Source organism: Pseudomonas fluorescens (assembly GCF_902497785.1).
In the GTDB taxonomy this organism is placed as follows: domain Bacteria; phylum Pseudomonadota; class Gammaproteobacteria; order Pseudomonadales; family Pseudomonadaceae; genus Aquipseudomonas; species Aquipseudomonas fluorescens_BO.
In genome coordinates this window covers 131660-146420 of record NZ_CABVHK010000007.1, presented here as the reverse complement: position 1 = coordinate 146420, position 14761 = coordinate 131660, and the positions used below count along the sequence as shown (strand labels likewise).

General features: G+C 60.5%; 14 protein-coding genes. 8 read left to right on the top strand and 6 right to left on the bottom strand.

Annotated elements, in window-relative coordinates; translation table 11 throughout:
- Nucleotide 1: 1 nt before the first annotated feature.
- From F8N62_RS12540 to choX, 3 genes are all read right to left on the bottom strand, one after another.
- Complete coding sequence (locus tag F8N62_RS12540; protein ID WP_150711211.1) at nucleotides 2–967, bottom strand: L-carnitine dehydrogenase; 966 nt, start codon at nucleotides 965–967, stop codon at nucleotides 2–4.
- Nucleotides 968–1095: 128 nt separating this feature from the next.
- Entirely contained in the window at nucleotides 1096–1983 is an 888-nt protein-coding gene (locus F8N62_RS12535) for a 3-keto-5-aminohexanoate cleavage protein (RefSeq protein WP_150711210.1), read from the bottom strand.
- A gap of 75 nt (nucleotides 1984–2058) precedes the next feature.
- Nucleotides 2059–3003 carry a choline ABC transporter substrate-binding protein gene (choX, locus tag F8N62_RS12530; protein ID WP_150711209.1) on the bottom strand — a complete coding sequence of 315 codons (945 nt, stop codon included), beginning with the start codon at nucleotides 3001–3003 and terminating at the stop codon, nucleotides 2059–2061.
- A 193-nt stretch (nucleotides 3004–3196) separates the two neighbouring features.
- Here choX and F8N62_RS12525 point away from each other — a divergent pair, with 193 nt between their 5' ends.
- Complete coding sequence (locus F8N62_RS12525; protein ID WP_150711208.1) at nucleotides 3197–4141, top strand: GlxA family transcriptional regulator; 945 nt, start codon at nucleotides 3197–3199, stop codon at nucleotides 4139–4141.
- Between the two features lie 121 nt (nucleotides 4142–4262).
- On the opposite strand, the gene F8N62_RS12515 is transcribed toward F8N62_RS12525, so the two are convergent.
- From F8N62_RS12515 to F8N62_RS12505, 3 genes are all read right to left on the bottom strand, one after another.
- Entirely contained in the window at nucleotides 4263–4679 is a 417-nt protein-coding gene (locus tag F8N62_RS12515; protein WP_150711207.1) for a DUF3010 family protein, read from the bottom strand.
- 32 nt (nucleotides 4680–4711) lie between these two features.
- Nucleotides 4712–5035 (bottom strand): helix-turn-helix domain-containing protein, encoded by a 324-nt coding sequence (locus tag F8N62_RS12510; protein ID WP_150711351.1) that lies wholly within the window; start codon nucleotides 5033–5035, stop codon nucleotides 4712–4714.
- A gap of 243 nt (nucleotides 5036–5278) precedes the next feature.
- The gene (locus tag F8N62_RS12505) at nucleotides 5279–5680 is read right to left on the bottom strand and encodes a lysozyme inhibitor LprI family protein (protein WP_150711206.1); all 402 of its coding nucleotides are present in this window, start codon (nucleotides 5678–5680) and stop codon (nucleotides 5279–5281) included.
- 220 nt (nucleotides 5681–5900) lie between these two features.
- On the opposite strand from F8N62_RS12505, the gene F8N62_RS12495 reads away from it, so the two are divergent.
- The 7 genes from F8N62_RS12495 (at nucleotide 5901) to F8N62_RS12460 (ending at nucleotide 14335) form a co-directional block, all read left to right on the top strand.
- Nucleotides 5901–6878 carry a dipeptidase gene (locus F8N62_RS12495; RefSeq protein WP_008033250.1) on the top strand — a complete coding sequence of 326 codons (978 nt, stop codon included), beginning with the start codon at nucleotides 5901–5903 and terminating at the stop codon, nucleotides 6876–6878.
- A gap of 77 nt (nucleotides 6879–6955) precedes the next feature.
- The gene (locus tag F8N62_RS12490; protein WP_010565965.1) at nucleotides 6956–7486 is read left to right on the top strand and encodes a DUF5943 domain-containing protein; all 531 of its coding nucleotides are present in this window, start codon (nucleotides 6956–6958) and stop codon (nucleotides 7484–7486) included.
- Between the two features lie 15 nt (nucleotides 7487–7501).
- Nucleotides 7502–9562, top strand: a complete 2061-nt coding sequence (dgcA, locus tag F8N62_RS12485; protein ID WP_150711204.1) for a dimethylglycine demethylation protein DgcA — start codon at nucleotides 7502–7504, stop codon at nucleotides 9560–9562.
- A gap of 145 nt (nucleotides 9563–9707) precedes the next feature.
- Nucleotides 9708–11657, top strand: a complete 1950-nt coding sequence (dgcB, locus tag F8N62_RS12480) for a dimethylglycine demethylation protein DgcB (RefSeq protein WP_150711203.1) — start codon at nucleotides 9708–9710, stop codon at nucleotides 11655–11657.
- Nucleotides 11657–12877 carry an electron transfer flavoprotein subunit alpha/FixB family protein gene (locus F8N62_RS12475; RefSeq protein WP_150711202.1) on the top strand — a complete coding sequence of 407 codons (1221 nt, stop codon included), beginning with the start codon at nucleotides 11657–11659 and terminating at the stop codon, nucleotides 12875–12877. The genes dgcB and F8N62_RS12475 overlap by 1 nt, the downstream gene beginning before the upstream one ends.
- Nucleotides 12878–12892: 15 nt before the next feature.
- The gene (locus tag F8N62_RS12470) at nucleotides 12893–13663 is read left to right on the top strand and encodes an electron transfer flavoprotein subunit beta (RefSeq protein ID WP_150711201.1); all 771 of its coding nucleotides are present in this window, start codon (nucleotides 12893–12895) and stop codon (nucleotides 13661–13663) included.
- A gap of 105 nt (nucleotides 13664–13768) precedes the next feature.
- Nucleotides 13769–14335, top strand: a complete 567-nt coding sequence (locus tag F8N62_RS12460; RefSeq protein WP_150711200.1) for a GNAT family N-acetyltransferase — start codon at nucleotides 13769–13771, stop codon at nucleotides 14333–14335.
- The last annotated feature ends 426 nt before the right edge of the window (nucleotides 14336–14761 follow it).

The window sequence follows — 14761 nt, the reverse complement described above, 5'->3', positions numbered from 1 at the left end:
GTTACTCGCTAAACGCCATCCCATGCTTCTCTTTGGTGGTTTTCACCGCCTCCAGCACCGCGAGCAGGCAATCATCACGATAGCGCTCCAGCGCCGAAATGCTGTGGTTGCCCAACTGCTCGCTGGTGCCGTCCACCACATCATCGATCAATTTGTCAGTCAGTTCCGGGGCAGGAAGATAGGTCCACGGCAACTGCAACGCCGGACCGAACTGCGCCATGAAGTGCCGCATCCCCGCATCGCCGCCGGCCAGGGTGTAGGTCAAAAACGTGCCCATGAACGACCAGCGCAGACCCGCGCCAAAACGAATCGCGTCGTCGATTTCACCGGTCGTTGCCACACCATCGTTCACCAGGTGCAGCGCCTCGCGCCACAGTGCTTCGAGCAAGCGGTCGGCGATAAAGCCTGGCACTTCCTTACGCACATGCAGCGGGCGCATGCCCAGGGATTCGTAGACTTTTATCGCTGCTTGAATGGCCTCCGGCGCGGTGTTCTTGCCGCCGACTACTTCCACCAGCGGCAGCAGATAAACCGGGTTGAACGGGTGGCCGACCACGCAGCGTTGCGGGTGGGTCGAGCTCTCGTAGAACTCGCTCGGCAACAGGCCCGACGTGCTGGAACCGATCAACGCATCGGGCTTGGCCGCCGCGCTGATTTTGCTGTGCAGTTCCAGTTTCAGATCGAGGCGTTCAGGGGCGCTCTCCTGGATGAAATCCGCGTCGCGAACACACTCTTCGATGGTCGCGACAAAGCGCAACCGCTCCTGCGATGCGCCGGGTGCCAGGCCTTGTTTCTCCAGCGCGCCCCAGGCATTGGCGACCCGTTTGCGCAGGGCCGTTTCGGCACCGGGCGCCGGGTCCCAGGCCACGACATCGAGGCCGTGGGCGAGGGCGCGGGATACCCAACCGCTGCCGATGACACCGCTGCCCAGGGCGGCGAAGGTTTTGATTTCGGTGATAAAACTCATGGCGATTTCCTGAATGAATTCGGTAATCCCCGTAGGAGCTGCCGAAGGCTGCGATCTTTTGATTTGGTTTTTAAGATCAAGATCAAAAGATCGCAGCCTTCGGCAGCTCCTACGGGGTGTAGGTTTGGTTAACCGCGCTTGGTCAGGCCCATTTTTGCCCGGCCTTCTGCCGGTGTAAGAACGCGGGCGCCGAGGCGGCTGAGGATCTCCGAGGCGCGTTCGACCAGTTGGCCATTGGTCGCCAATACGCCCTTGTCCAGCCAGATGTTGTCTTCCAGCCCGACCCGCACGTTGCCGCCGAGCAACACTGCCTGTGCGGCCATCGGCATCTGCATGCGACCAATGCCGAAGCCGGCCCAGACTGCATTGGCCGGCAAGTTGTCGACCATGGCTTTCATGGTGGTGGTGTCGGCCGGCGCGCCCCACGGGATGCCCAGGCACAGTTGAAACAGCGGGTCGTCGAGCAAGCCTTCCTTGATCATTTGCTTGGCGAACCACAGATGACCGGTGTCGAAGATTTCCAGCTCGGCCTTCACGCCCAGCTCCTGAATGCGTTTGGCGCCCGCCCGCAGTTGCGCCGGGGTGGACACGTAAATGGTGTCGCCGTCGCCGAAGTTCAGGGTGCCGCAATCGAGGGTGCAGATTTCCGGCAGCAGTTCTTCGACGTGTGCCAGACGGGTCAGCGGGCCGACCAGATCGGTGTTCGGGCCGAACTCCATCGGGTTCTCGCCCGCGCCGATTTCCAGGTCGCCGCCCATGCCGGCGGTGAGGTTGACGATGATGTCGACGTCGGCTTCGCGGATGCGCTCCATGACTTCGCGATACAGCGCCACGTCACGGCTGAACTTGCCGGTTTCGGGGTTGCGCACGTGGCAGTGGACTACGGTGGCGCCGGCCTTGGCGGCTTCCACGGCGGCAGCGGCGATTTGTTTCGGGGTGACCGGCACGTGTGGGCTCTTGGCGGTCGTGTCGCCAGCACCGGTGAGTGCGCAGGTGATGATGACGTCGTGATTCATTTGAGGGTTCCTTACAGGCGTGGTTGTCCCGTTCGCAGCCCATGCGGGGCTGCGAATCGGTGATTCGGTTGGGCTTTACTTGGTGGTGAGTTTCAGATTGTCAGCCGCCGGTTTGCCATCGAAGGTCGTCACGCCTTCGAGCCAGCGCTGTTTGTCTTGCGGGTGATCCTTGAGCCATTGCTTGGCCGATTCAAACGCGTCCTTGTGATCCAGCAGCGGCTGCATCATCCGGCTCTCGTCTTCGGCGGTGTAGGTCAGATTGCTCAGCAGGCGACCGATGTTCGGGCATTGTTCGGTGTACTTCGGTGCGGTGACGGTCCACACGGTGGCCATGCCTTCGTTCGGACCCAGAGCGTCTTCGCTGCCGGTCAGATAAGTCATCTGCACGTTGACGTTCATCGGGTGCGGCGCCCAGCCGAAGAACACCACGGCTTCTTTGCGGCGCACGGCGCGATCCACTGCCGCGAGCATGCCGGCCTCGCTGGACTCGACCAGCTGGAACTTGCCGAGGCCGAACTGATTCTTGGCAATCATCGCTTTGATTTGGGTGTTGGCGCCCGAACCCGGCTCAATGCCGTAAATTTTGCCACCCAGTTCTTTCTCGAATTTGGCAATGTCGGCGAAGGTTTTCAGGCCCTTGTCGGCGAGGTAAGTCGGGACGGCGAGGGTGGCGCGGGCGTCCTTCAGGCTGGGCGCTTCAAGGACCTTGACCTGATTGGCGTCGACAAACGGCGTGATGGTCTGCGTCATCAGCGGGTTCCAGTAGCCCAGAAACAGGTCCAGGCGCTGGTCGCGAATCCCGGCGAAAATGATTTGCTGGGAGGCGCTGGTTTGTTTGGTGTTGTAGCCGAGGCCGTCGAGCAGAACCTGGGTCATGGCGCTGGTGGCGATCACGTCGGTCCAGTTGACCACGCCCATGCGCACGTTCTGGCAAGACGCGGGTTCGGCGGCCATGACACTGGCGCTCAGGAAAGCGGTACCGCTGAGTGCAAGAACACAGCTGCTGATCAGTCGTTTCATCTCAGGTTTCCTCGGCAGTTCATTATTGTGGATTCCGGCGTCTGTGCGCCGGTGATGCCAAGTTACGCAGCATAGTCCCCGTAAACACGCACTACGGCGACCCGCTCTTGCACTGCAGCGACCTCTGCTCTTGAATGCCTTCGGCAAGTGGCGTATCAACACCCACACGCTACCCGCCAACCGAGTGCGCTCCATGTCCCAGGATTTCTACTTCTTGTTGATGCCGGGTTTTTCGGCCATCGGTTTTATCTCGGCCATCGAGCCGCTGCGCGTTGCCAATCGCTTTCGCGGCGAACTGTATCGCTGGCATGTGCTGAGTGCAGATGGCGGGGCGGTGCTGGCCAGTAACGGCATGTCGGTCAACGCCGATGCGGCGCTGGAACCGCTGAGGAAAGGCGCAACGTTACTGGTAATCGCCGGCTTCGAACCGTTGAAATTCGCCACCCCGGCGCTGGAGCACTGGCTGCGCCGACTGGACATCGAAGGGGTGACCCTCGGCGCCATCGACACTGGCAGTTTTGTCCTCGCCGAAGCGGGCCTTCTCGACGGTCATCGCCTGACCCTGCACTGGGAAGCCATCGACGCGTTCAAGGAGTCTTATCCACAGCTCAGCGTCACCCAGGAGCTGTTCGAGATCGACCGCCGCCGCATCACCTCCGCCGGCGGCACCGCGTCCATCGACCTGATGCTCGACCTCATCGCCCAGGCCCACGGCCCGGAACTGGCGATCCAGGTCAGCGAACAATTCGTACTCGGGCGCATTCGTCCGCGCAAAGACCACCAGCGCATGGAAGTCGCCACGCGCTATGGCATCAGCAACAAAAAACTGGTGCAGGTTATCGGGGAGATGGAGCAACACAGCGAGCCGCCGCTGAGCACGCTGGCGCTGGCCGAGTTGATCAAAGTGACGCGACGGCAGCTGGAGCGATTGTTTCGCCTGCATTTGAACGACACGCCGAGTAATTTCTATTTGCGGTTAAGGCTGGAAAAGGCTCGGCAGTTGTTGCGGCAGACGGACATGAGCGTGCTGGAAGTGAGTATCGCGTGCGGGTTTGAATCGCCGTCGTATTTCACCCGTAGTTATCGGGCGCGGTTTGAGCGGTGTCCAAGGGAGGATCGGCGTACCGCGAAGGCATGAACGATAGAGAAATCTGTGGGAGTCGGGCTTGCCCGCGATGAGGCGGGCACATTCAACAATGATGGTAACTGACACACCGCCATCGCGGGCAAGCCCGCTCCCACAGGGAATCTGTTTAACTCTACTTCTTCATCAGCGCCGAACAGGCCGCTTTGTAAGCCTCATGCTGATACTTGTTCAACGTCGCCGGCAGCTCAAAATCAAACTTCTTGTTCTGCGCATTGATCGTCTGCGGCGACAGCAGCGTCACCTCGCAACTCTCCAGCAACTGGAAAACACCCTCGATCTTGAACGTCGTCGGCCCACCGGCAAACTCACCTTTCTTGCTGCGCTTCTTGATCGCGATTCGGTCAATGGAATTCTCGCGCACAAACGACGCTACCTGAGCGGCAAAGACTTTGACATTGGCCGCCTCGTCGTCATCGTCGAGGGCGATTTTCTTGGTGGTCAATGCAACGTGGCTCAGCGCCATACCGTCGAGGGACGCCACGGCGATGATCGCTTCGCTGCCTTTGATTTCGATGCCGCAGATTTTCATTTTGGTTCCTTTCACAAATGGTTTGGTGCAGCTTACAACTCGAGTTGATTCGCGCTGATACCAAACGCCGCAGCGACTCGCTCGCGTGTGGCCCTGCGCGGCTTCGCGACGGTTTCCTGCTGCGCAAACGCCGGTTGGGAGATACCCATTCGTTTGGCCACTTCATCCTGTGTAAGGTTCAAGTGTTCGCGCCAGGCACGAATCGGGGTCGCGCCGTCGACGATGCGGCTGACCACTTCATGGGGGATCAGATCGGGCTCAATCTTCTGCGCCACATATTGCGCATAGGGGATGACCACGAAAGCAGGATTTCCCTCTGCGTCGTTGATGATTTGAACGTCAGTAGGTGCGTTCATCGCGTTTTTTGACCTGTGGATGCTGTTCATGGCAGGATATAAGTCTTTTATAAGATTTGCGAATCCTTACTTATATTTCTCTGCCGGCCAATAAACGAAGCATGGCGGGATGTTGCCCAACCGATAGGGTCTGCTCCGGAGTGGTGGGAGCGCTGTAGGCCCGGTCAGCCGCATCTGTGGGAAAGATCATTTCTAGAGGGGCGAAAGCTGGCGGCGGCGCCAGCATCCGACAAACGAACGGCATCACTCCTGCCCAATCGACTCCAAAAACTCCGACCGCTCGTCACTCATCCGTGCCACGCAATCATTCTGCGCAATGGTGAACGCTTTGCTGCCGCTGGTCGCCGGAAAGGCTTCCACTGCGCAATCGGCATCCCGGGTCTTGAGCCACTGTTGTTGCGCGGCCTTGAGTTTGGCGGTGATGTCGGCCAGTTGCGTCGGGTTTTTGCCGTAGGTTGTTTGCAGGCGTTCGGTCAGGCTCTGGTAGTTGTCCTTGAGCAGGTCTTCGGCGGTGGTTCGGCCGTAGACCGAGCATTCCAGGGTCTGGATGTCGTTTTCGACTGCGTCGCAGGGGTTGTTGTCGGACTCTTCGGCCGCCTGTACGCCGGTCGCTATCAGTGCCAAAGCCAGGAAGATCGATTTCATTGCGTCACCCCATTTTCCGTAATGCCGCGAATTCTGGCGCATGCGCAGGCCCTTGAACAGGTGGGCGATTGTGCCCGGCGACGACCCTTTGTCGCGGATTGACGCTTTCGGCAAACCCCCTGTCGTTTTTGCACCCGGCTGCCCCGGTCCTCAGGCATATGCTGGCCCCAAAGCGCCGGCACACGATTCGGCGCATGAATCGCTAATAGGGGACTGCCTGATGAGCCCAGCCGAATTGCACGCCGACAGCATCGTTATCGACGGGCTGATTATCGCCAAGTGGAACCGTGAGCTGTTTGAAGACATGCGCAAGGGCGGTCTGACCGCGGCCAACTGCACCGTGTCGGTGTGGGAGGGCTTTCAGGCCACCGTCAACAACATCGCCGCCAGCCAGAAGCTGATCCGCGAGAACAGCGACCTGGTGATTCCGGTGCGCACCACCGCCGACATCCGTAAAGCCAAGGAGCAGGGCAAGACCGGCATCCTGTTTGGCTTCCAGAATGCCCACGCGTTTGAAGACCAGATCGGCTATGTCGAGGTGTTCAAGCAGCTCGGCGTCGGCATCGTGCAGATGTGCTACAACACCCAGAACCTGGTGGGCACCGGTTGCTACGAGCGCGATGGCGGCCTGTCGGGTTTCGGCCGCGAAATCGTTGCCGAGATGAACCGCGTAGGCGTCATGTGCGACCTGTCCCACGTCGGCTCGAAAACTTCTGAAGAAGTGATCCTCGAATCGAAAAAACCGGTGTGCTACTCCCACTGCCTGCCGTCGGGCCTGAAAATCCACCCGCGCAACAAATCCGATGAAGAGCTTAAGTTTATTGCCGATCACGGCGGTTTCGTCGGCGTGACCATGTTCGCGCCGTTTCTCGCCAAGGGCATCGATTCGACCATCGACGACTACGCCGAAGCCATCGAATACACCATGAATATCGTCGGTGAAGACGCCATCGGCATCGGCACCGACTTCACCCAGGGCCATGGCCAGGACTTCTTCGAATACCTGACCCATGACAAGGGCTACGCCCGCCGCCTGACCAGCTTCGGCAAGATCATCAATCCGCTGGGTATCCGCACCGTCGGCGAGTTCCCGAACCTGACCGAAACCCTGCTCAAGCGCGGCCACTCCGAGCGCGTGGTCCGCAAGATCATGGGCGAGAACTGGGTGAATGTTTTGAAAGACGTCTGGGGCGAATAAGCCGCCGCATCTGAAAAATCCTTTCCCCGGCCGTCCGCGCCGGGGCAACACCACGAATTTTCTGGAGTTAAGTTTCCATGGCCAAGATCGCCCCGCAATTGCCAATCGAAGTCGACAGCGAGACCGGTGTCTGGACCTCGGACGCCCTGCCGATGCTGTACGTGCCGCGTCACTTCTTCGTCAACAACCACATGGGTATCGAAGAAGTTTTGGGCGCTGAGGCCTACGCGGAAATCCTCTACAAGGCCGGCTACAAATCCGCCTGGCACTGGTGTGAGAAAGAAGCTGAATGCCACGGCCTGGAAGGCGTTGCGGTGTTCGAGCACTACATGAAACGCCTGTCGCAACGCGGCTGGGGCCTGTTCAAGATCCAGGACATCGACCTCGACAAAGGCACCGCCAGCGTCAAGCTCGAACACTCGGCGTTCGTCTACGTGTACGGGAAGGTCGGGCGCAAGGTCGACTACATGTTCACCGGCTGGTTTGCCGGTGCGATGGACCAGATTCTGCAGGCTCGCGGCAGCAACATTCGCACAGTTGCCGAGCAAGTCTACGGTGGCTCCGAAGAAGGCCACGACGACGGTTTATTCACCGTCAAGCCGTTGTAAGTCGAGGAACCCGTCATGGCTTTCGAAGCAATGTTCCAGCCGATCCAGATCGGCAAACTGACCATCCGCAACCGCGTGCTCAGCACCGCGCACGCCGAGGTCTATGCGACCGACGGCGGCATGACCACCGACCGGTACGTCAAGTATTACGAAGAGAAAGCCAAGGGCGGGATCGGCCTGGCGATTTGCGGCGGTTCCTCCAGCGTGGCCATCGACAGCCCGCAAGGCTGGTGGAAGTCGGTCAACCTGGCCGACGACCGGATCATTCCGCACTTCCAGAACCTGGCCGATGCCATGCACAAGCATGGCGCCAAGATCATGATCCAGATTACCCACATGGGCCGCCGTTCGCGTTGGGACGGTGAGCATTGGCCAACCCTGCTGTCGCCGTCGGGCATCCGTGAGCCGGTGCACCGCGCGACCTGTAAAACCATCGAGCCGGAAGAAATCTGGCGGGTGATCGGCAACTATGCCAGCGCCGCTGCGCGGGCCAAAGCGGGTGGGCTGGATGGCGTTGAATTGTCGGCAGTGCACCAGCACATGATCGACCAGTTCTGGAGCCCTCGCGTCAACAAGCGTACCGACGAATGGGGCGGCAGCTTCGAGAACCGCATGCGTTTCGGCCTCGAAGTGATCAAGGCTGTGCGGGCTGAAGTCGGTCCGGATTTCTGCGTCGGCATCCGTCTGTGTGGTGATGAGTTCCACCCGGACGGCTTGTCCCACGAGGACATGAAGCAGATCGCCAAGTATTACGACGACACCGGCATGATCGATTTCATCGGCGTGGTCGGTTCGGGGTGCGACACCCACAACACCCTGGCCAACGTTATCCCGAACATGAGTTATCCACCGGAGCCGTTCCTGCATTTGGCCGCCGGCATCAAGGAAGTGGTCAAGGCGCCGGTGTTGCACGCGCAGAACATCAAAGACCCGAACCAGGCCACGCGGATTCTGGAAGGCGGTTACGTCGACATGGTCGGCATGACCCGCGCGCACATCGCCGACCCGCACCTGATCGCCAAGATCAAGATGGGCCAGGTCGACCAGATCAAACAATGCGTCGGCGCCAACTACTGCATCGACCGTCAGTATCAAGGCCTGGACGTGCTGTGCATCCAGAACGCCGCGACGTCCCGTGAATACATGGGTGTGCCACACATCATCGAGAAATCGACCGGTGTGAAGCGCAAAGTCGTGGTGGTCGGTGCCGGTCCTGCCGGGATGGAAGCGGCGCGGGTGTCCGCTGAACGTGGCCACGACGTGACCCTGTTCGAGAAAAAAGAATTCATCGGCGGGCAGATCACCACCGCCTCGAAAGCGCCGCAGCGGGACCAGATCGCCGGTATCACGCGCTGGTTCCAGCTGGAGCTGGCGCGCTTGAAAGTTGACCTGCGCCTTGGCGTGGCGGCCGATGCGGCAACCATCCTGGATCTGCGTCCGGACGTGGTGGTGCTCGCCGTCGGCGGTCATCCGTTCCTAGAGCAAAACGAACATTGGGGTGCGGCGGAAGGCCTGGTGGTCAGCAGCTGGGACATCCTCGACGGCAAGGTCGCACCGGGCAAGAACGTGCTGGTATACGACACCATTTGCGAGTTCACCGGCATGTCTGCCGCCGACTACCTTGCCGACAAGGGCAGCCAGGTCGAGATCGTGACGGACGACATCAAACCGGGCGTGGCGATTGGCGGCACCTCGTTCCCGACTTACTACCGCAGCATGTACCCCAAAGAAGTGATCATGACCGGGGACATGATGCTGGAGAAGGTCTACCGCGAAGGCGACAAGCTGATCGCGGTACTGGAAAACGAGTACACCGGTGCCAAAGAGGAGCGGGTGGTGGATCAGGTTGTCGTCGAGAACGGCGTGCGTCCGGACGAAGAAATCTACTACGCCATGAAGGAAGGCTCGCGCAACAAAGGCCAGATGGACATCGAAGCCTTGTTCGCGATCAAGCCGCAACCTTCGCTGAGTCAACCGGGCGATGGCTACTTGCTGTTTCGCATCGGCGACTGCGTGGCGCAACGCAACACCCACGCCGCCATCTATGACGCGCTGCGGCTATGTAAGGATTTCTAAGCCGGGCTAACCCCTGTAGGAGCTGCCGAAGGCTGCGATCTTTTGATCTTTAGAGGTCGCGACTTTCAAAGATCAAAAGATCGCAGCCTGCGGCAGCTCCTACGCCGACCGCGTTTCTCCAAGTTGTACTGGTGGGAGCTTCACCATGTTGAACACCCTTCTTCCAATCCTGTTGTTCGCTGCCCTGGGCCTTGCTGTCCTCGGCGCGTTGCGGCGGGTGGCTATGTGGCGCCGGGGCCGGGCTTCGAAAGTCGACCTGATCGGCGGCCTGTTCGCCATGCCCAAGCGCTACATGGTGGATTTGCACCACGTGGTCGCTCGGGACAAGTACATCGCCAACACCCACGTCGCCACGGCCGGTGGCGCGGTGGCGTCAGCGGTGCTGGCGATTCTGGTGCACGGGTTTGGCCTGCATAACCGCATTCTCGGTTATGCACTGCTGTTGATGACGGTGGTGATGTTCGTCGGTGCGATCTTCGTTTATCTGCGTCGGCGTAACCCACCGGCCCGTTTGTCCAAAGGCCCGTGGATGCGTTTGCCGAAAAGCCTGTTGGCGTTTTCGGCGAGCTTCTTTTTGTTGACCCTGCCCGTCGCCGGAATCCTCCCGGAAAACTTCGGTGGCTGGATCGTCGCTGCAATCCTCGGCGTCGGTGTGCTGTGGGGCGTCAGCGAACTGTTTTTCGGCATGACCTGGGGCGGGCCGATGAAACACGCCTTCGCCGGCGCGCTGCACCTGGCCTGGCACCGTCGCGCCGAACGCTTTGGTGGCGGCCGTTCCACCGGTTTGAAACCGCTGGACCTCAACGACCCGAACGCACCGCTGGGCGTGGAAAAACCCAAGGATTTCACCTGGAACCAGCTCCTTGGTTTCGACGCCTGTGTACAGTGCGGCAAGTGCGAAGCGGCGTGCCCGGCATTCGCCGCTGGCCAGCCGCTGAACCCGAAAAAACTGATTCAGGACATGGTCGTTGGCCTCGCCGGCGGCACTGACGCCAAGTTCGCCGGCAGCCCGTACCCTGGCAAAGAAGTCGGTTTGCACGCCGGCAATCCACATCAACCGATCGTCAACGGTCTGGTCGACGCTGAAACCCTGTGGTCCTGCACCACCTGTCGTGCCTGCGTCGAGGAATGCCCGATGATGATCGAGCATGTCGACGCCATCGTCGACATGCGCCGTCACCTGACCCTGGAGAAAGGCGCGACCCCGAACAAGGGCGCCGAAGTCCTGGAAAACCTGATCGCCACCGACAACCCGGGCGGTTTCGCCCCGGGCGGGCGGATGAACTGGGCGGCGGATTTGAACCTCAATCTGATGAGCGAGAAAAAATCCGTCGACGTGCTGTTCTGGGTCGGCGACGGCGCCTTCGACATGCGCAACCAACGCACCTTGCGCGCCTTCGTCAAAGTGCTGAAAGCGGCCAAGGTCGACTTTGCGGTGCTCGGCCTCGAAGAACGTGACAGCGGCGACGTGGCCCGGCGTCTGGGTGACGAAGCAACCTTCCAGCTGTTGGCCAAGCGCAACATCCAGACCTTGGCCAAGTACAGCTTCAACCGAATCGTCACTTGCGATCCGCACAGCTTCCACGTGCTGAAAAACGAGTACGGCGCATTCGACGGTCATTACCTGGTGCAGCACCACAGCACCTACATGGCCGAAATCATCGGCGCCGGCGCGCTGAATCTCGGCCAGCACAAAGGCAGCAGCGTGACCTATCACGACCCCTGCTACCTCGGGCGCTACAACGGCGAATACGAGGCGCCGCGCGAAGTGTTGCGCGCCCTCGGGATTGAAGTAAAAGAGATGCAACGTTCCGGCTTCCGTTCGCGCTGCTGCGGCGGTGGCGGCGGCGCACCAATCACCGACATCCCGGGCAAGCAGCGGATCCCCGACATGCGCATGGAAGACATCCGCGAAACCGGCGCCGAACTGGTGGCCGTGGGTTGTCCACAATGCACCGCGATGCTCGAAGGCGTGGTTGAACCGCGTCCGTTGATCAAGGACATCGCCGAACTGGTGGCCGATGCATTGCTCGAAGACGCGGCACCGAGCAAGCCGATCACGCCGGCCCAACGTGAACCTGCGGAGGCCCACTGATGAGCGACATTATCCGCCGCGACCCCCGCGCCGAATGGATTGCCCGTAACCGCCTGCACCCGCTGCACGCGGCCATGCAACCGGCGCTACACAGCTGGATGGGCCCGAACGGGGTCATCCGCAAGAATCCCCATGGGATCGGTTTTATTGGCCCTAACGGGATCAAGCGTATTGACCGCAGCGGCGCTCAACAGGGCGGCGTGAGCAAGCGTACGGCCGCGGTTGAAGTGCAATTGCCGCTGCATCAAGTGCCTGCACCTGCGTTTTACATCAGCGTGGTGCCGGACATGGTCGGTGGCCGCCTGAGCAGTCACGACCGTGACTTGCTCGGGCTGGCGCATCAGTTGGCCGGCAAGGACGGCGCGGTGTTGGCCGTGGTCTTCGGCGAGCACAAAGAGAATGCCTTCGCCACGGCTGGCGTCGATCGCTTGTTGGTGCTTGATGGAGAGGAATTCAGTGGTTATGCACCGGAACAGCGAGTCCAGGGCCTGCGGGCTGTGGATAACCAGTTCAACCCCCGACACTGGCTATTGCCGGACAGCCGTAGCGGTGGTGGCGAACTCGGTCGACGCTTTGCCGCTGCACTGGGCGAACGCCCGGCCACGCGGGTCTGGCAGGTCAAGGATCAGGAATGCATCGGCCGTGCCGGTGCGGGTCTGCAAGATCTTGCACGCCCGGTTCCACGCCTGATCCTGGCTGCCGTCGAATGTGCCGAACCCGTCAGCGAAACCCGACACGAAGCCTTGCCAGTGGAGTTATCCACAACCGTGGCGCGAAGTCTGTCGCGGATCGAGGATCTGGGCGCCGTGGCCGTGGATCCGGCGGCAATTCCGATGGCCGAAGCCGAGTTCATCTTCTCGGGCGGCAACGGCGTCAAGGACTGGGGACTTTTCCACAGGACTGCCGAAGCGCTCGGCGCCACTGAAGGCGCGTCCCGAGTGGCGGTGGACGATGGTTTCATGGCGCGCGACCGTCAGGTCGGCGCGTCCGGCACCTGGGTCACCGCGCGGGTCTATGTGGCGGTGGGGATTTCCGGGGCGATCCAGCACCTGCAAGGCATTGGTGCCTGCGACAAGGTGGTGGCGATCAACCTCGACCCTAGCTGCGACATGATCAAACGGGCCGACCTGTCGGTGATCGGCGAAAGCGCCGGGATACTTCAAGCCTTGATCGATGCAGTAGCGGCTTACCGCAACGACGCCAAGCGCGATGCGGCTTAAGGGAAGGAAAGGGTTATGAGCACGAAAATCATCAGCCTGGTGTCCATCGGCGCCCACCCGACCTCCGGCCGGCCACGTCGCGCGGAGCAAGATGCGCGGGCGGTGGAACTGGGACTGCAACTGGCTGGGGATAACCTGCAAGTACTGCATGCCGGCGACGTCGCCGAGCCTGCGCTGCGTGCGTATCTGGGCATGGGCCTTGAGCAACTCCACGTGTTGGAACAACCGGAAGGCGCCGATGCCTTGCCGGCGTTGACCGCGTATTTGCGCGATGCCGGCGCTCAGGTTGTGCTCACTGGGAGTCAGGCGGAGACCGGCGAAGGCTCGGGCATGTTGCCGTTTCTGTTGGCGGAAAGGCTTGGCTGGCCGCTGGTGGTGGGACTGGCGCAGGTGGAATCCATCGACGGCGGTTCGGCGCTTGTCCTGCAAGCTTTGCCCCGTGGCCAGCGACGTCGTTTGAAGGTGCGCTTGCCGTTTCTGGCGACTGTGGATAACGCCGCGCCCAAACCGCGGCAGAGCGCCTACGGACCCGCACGGCGCGGGGCGTTGCAGGCCGATGAGGTCGAAGTGGTCGACGATGAACTGTTGGCGGTCGCCACCCTGCAACCGGCCAAGCCACGGCCCAAACGCTTGAAAGTGATCAAGGCCAAAAGCGGCGCTGATCGCATGAAAGCCGCCACGGCGAAAGCCAGCGGCGGGGGTGGGCAAGTACTCAAAGGCGTGACGGCGCAAGCGGGTGCGGAAGCCATCCTCAAATTGCTGATCGAAGAAGGCGTGGTCCGCTAACGAATATTGGTAGGAGCTGCCGCAGGCTGCGATCTTTTGATCTTGTTTTTAAAAATCAAAGTCAAGAGATCGCAGCCTTCGGCAGCTCCTACATAAGGGAAAAGTATGGCTGTTGAATTTCGTTCTGCCCTGCGCAGTGATGCGCGGGAGATTGCTCGTTTATTCCAGATTTCATCCGAAGGCGCTGCAGATTACATCTGGAGCCAGCTGGCAGAGCCCGGCCAGGATCTGCTCGACGTCGGCGCCCAGCGCTACGCCCGTGACGATGTGGATTTCTCCTGGCAGAACTGCCTGATCGCCGAGGCCGGCGGCCAGGTCATCGGCATGCTGCACAGCTACGTGATGCGTCACGATCCCTTCGCGGAGCCGGTCACCGATCCAGTCCTGGCACCCTACGCCACGATGGAAATCCCCGACACGCTGTACATTTCCAGCCTGGCGCTGCATGAAGGCTGGCGCAATCAGGGGCTGGGCCAACAATTTCTTGCCTACGCCTACGACCGTGCCAATCAGCTGGGGCTCAATGGCCTGAGCCTGATCGACTACGCCGCGAACACCGGTGCGCGTCGGTTCTATGAACGGCATGGCTTTCGTATCGTCGATACCTGCCAAATCACGCCACATCCGATGATTCGGGTGACGGGTGAGGCTTATCTGATGTATCGGCCATAGGGCAGAACCGCGAATCCTGTGGGAGCGAGCCTGCTCGCGATGACGGACGGACATCCAACATCTATTTCGCCTGAAAAATTGCTTCGCGAGCAGGCTCGCTCCCACAGTGGACGGTTTTACCCACAATCCCTGTTAGCCGTTCTGTGGATAACATGTTTGTTCCTCGCTGTTCCCCAGGCAGATCAAGCCCTGCAAGCCTCCGTACAAAAAATACACAACCTAACTTACGGTTTTTACGGACTTTTTCTGAGGAAAAAGCCATGCGGGGGAAAATAGTTGCCCCCAATCTCTGTTGGCGCTTCTGTGGATAAGATGTTCGCTGTCCGCTGCAGGCCTTATGATTCGGGGTGTTCAGGCAGTTGTGTGAAATTTGATCAATTTGTCAATTCAGGGTCTGAAACGGCTCGCAAACGTTGAATTATCGAG

What these genes read in the sequence shown, in the direction of transcription:
- F8N62_RS12505 (WP_150711206.1), bottom strand. Translation starts at nt 5,680, where the DNA reads ATGAAATCGATCTTCCTGGCTTTGGCACTGATAGCGACCGGCGTACAG.
- F8N62_RS12475 (WP_150711202.1), top strand. Translation starts at nt 11,657, where the DNA reads ATGAGCGACATTATCCGCCGCGACCCCCGCGCCGAATGGATTGCCCGT.
- F8N62_RS12490 (WP_010565965.1), top strand. Translation starts at nt 6,956, where the DNA reads ATGGCCAAGATCGCCCCGCAATTGCCAATCGAAGTCGACAGCGAGACC.
- dgcB (WP_150711203.1), top strand. Translation starts at nt 9,708, where the DNA reads ATGTTGAACACCCTTCTTCCAATCCTGTTGTTCGCTGCCCTGGGCCTT.
- F8N62_RS12495 (WP_008033250.1), top strand. Translation starts at nt 5,901, where the DNA reads ATGAGCCCAGCCGAATTGCACGCCGACAGCATCGTTATCGACGGGCTG.
- F8N62_RS12470 (WP_150711201.1), top strand. Translation starts at nt 12,893, where the DNA reads ATGAGCACGAAAATCATCAGCCTGGTGTCCATCGGCGCCCACCCGACC.
- choX (WP_150711209.1), bottom strand. Translation starts at nt 3,003, where the DNA reads ATGAAACGACTGATCAGCAGCTGTGTTCTTGCACTCAGCGGTACCGCT.
- F8N62_RS12525 (WP_150711208.1), top strand. Translation starts at nt 3,197, where the DNA reads ATGTCCCAGGATTTCTACTTCTTGTTGATGCCGGGTTTTTCGGCCATC.
- F8N62_RS12515 (WP_150711207.1), bottom strand. Translation starts at nt 4,679, where the DNA reads ATGAAAATCTGCGGCATCGAAATCAAAGGCAGCGAAGCGATCATCGCC.
- F8N62_RS12540 (WP_150711211.1), bottom strand. Translation starts at nt 967, where the DNA reads ATGAGTTTTATCACCGAAATCAAAACCTTCGCCGCCCTGGGCAGCGGT.
- dgcA (WP_150711204.1), top strand. Translation starts at nt 7,502, where the DNA reads ATGGCTTTCGAAGCAATGTTCCAGCCGATCCAGATCGGCAAACTGACC.
- F8N62_RS12460 (WP_150711200.1), top strand. Translation starts at nt 13,769, where the DNA reads ATGGCTGTTGAATTTCGTTCTGCCCTGCGCAGTGATGCGCGGGAGATT.
- F8N62_RS12535 (WP_150711210.1), bottom strand. Translation starts at nt 1,983, where the DNA reads ATGAATCACGACGTCATCATCACCTGCGCACTCACCGGTGCTGGCGAC.
- F8N62_RS12510 (WP_150711351.1), bottom strand. Translation starts at nt 5,035, where the DNA reads ATGAACGCACCTACTGACGTTCAAATCATCAACGACGCAGAGGGAAAT.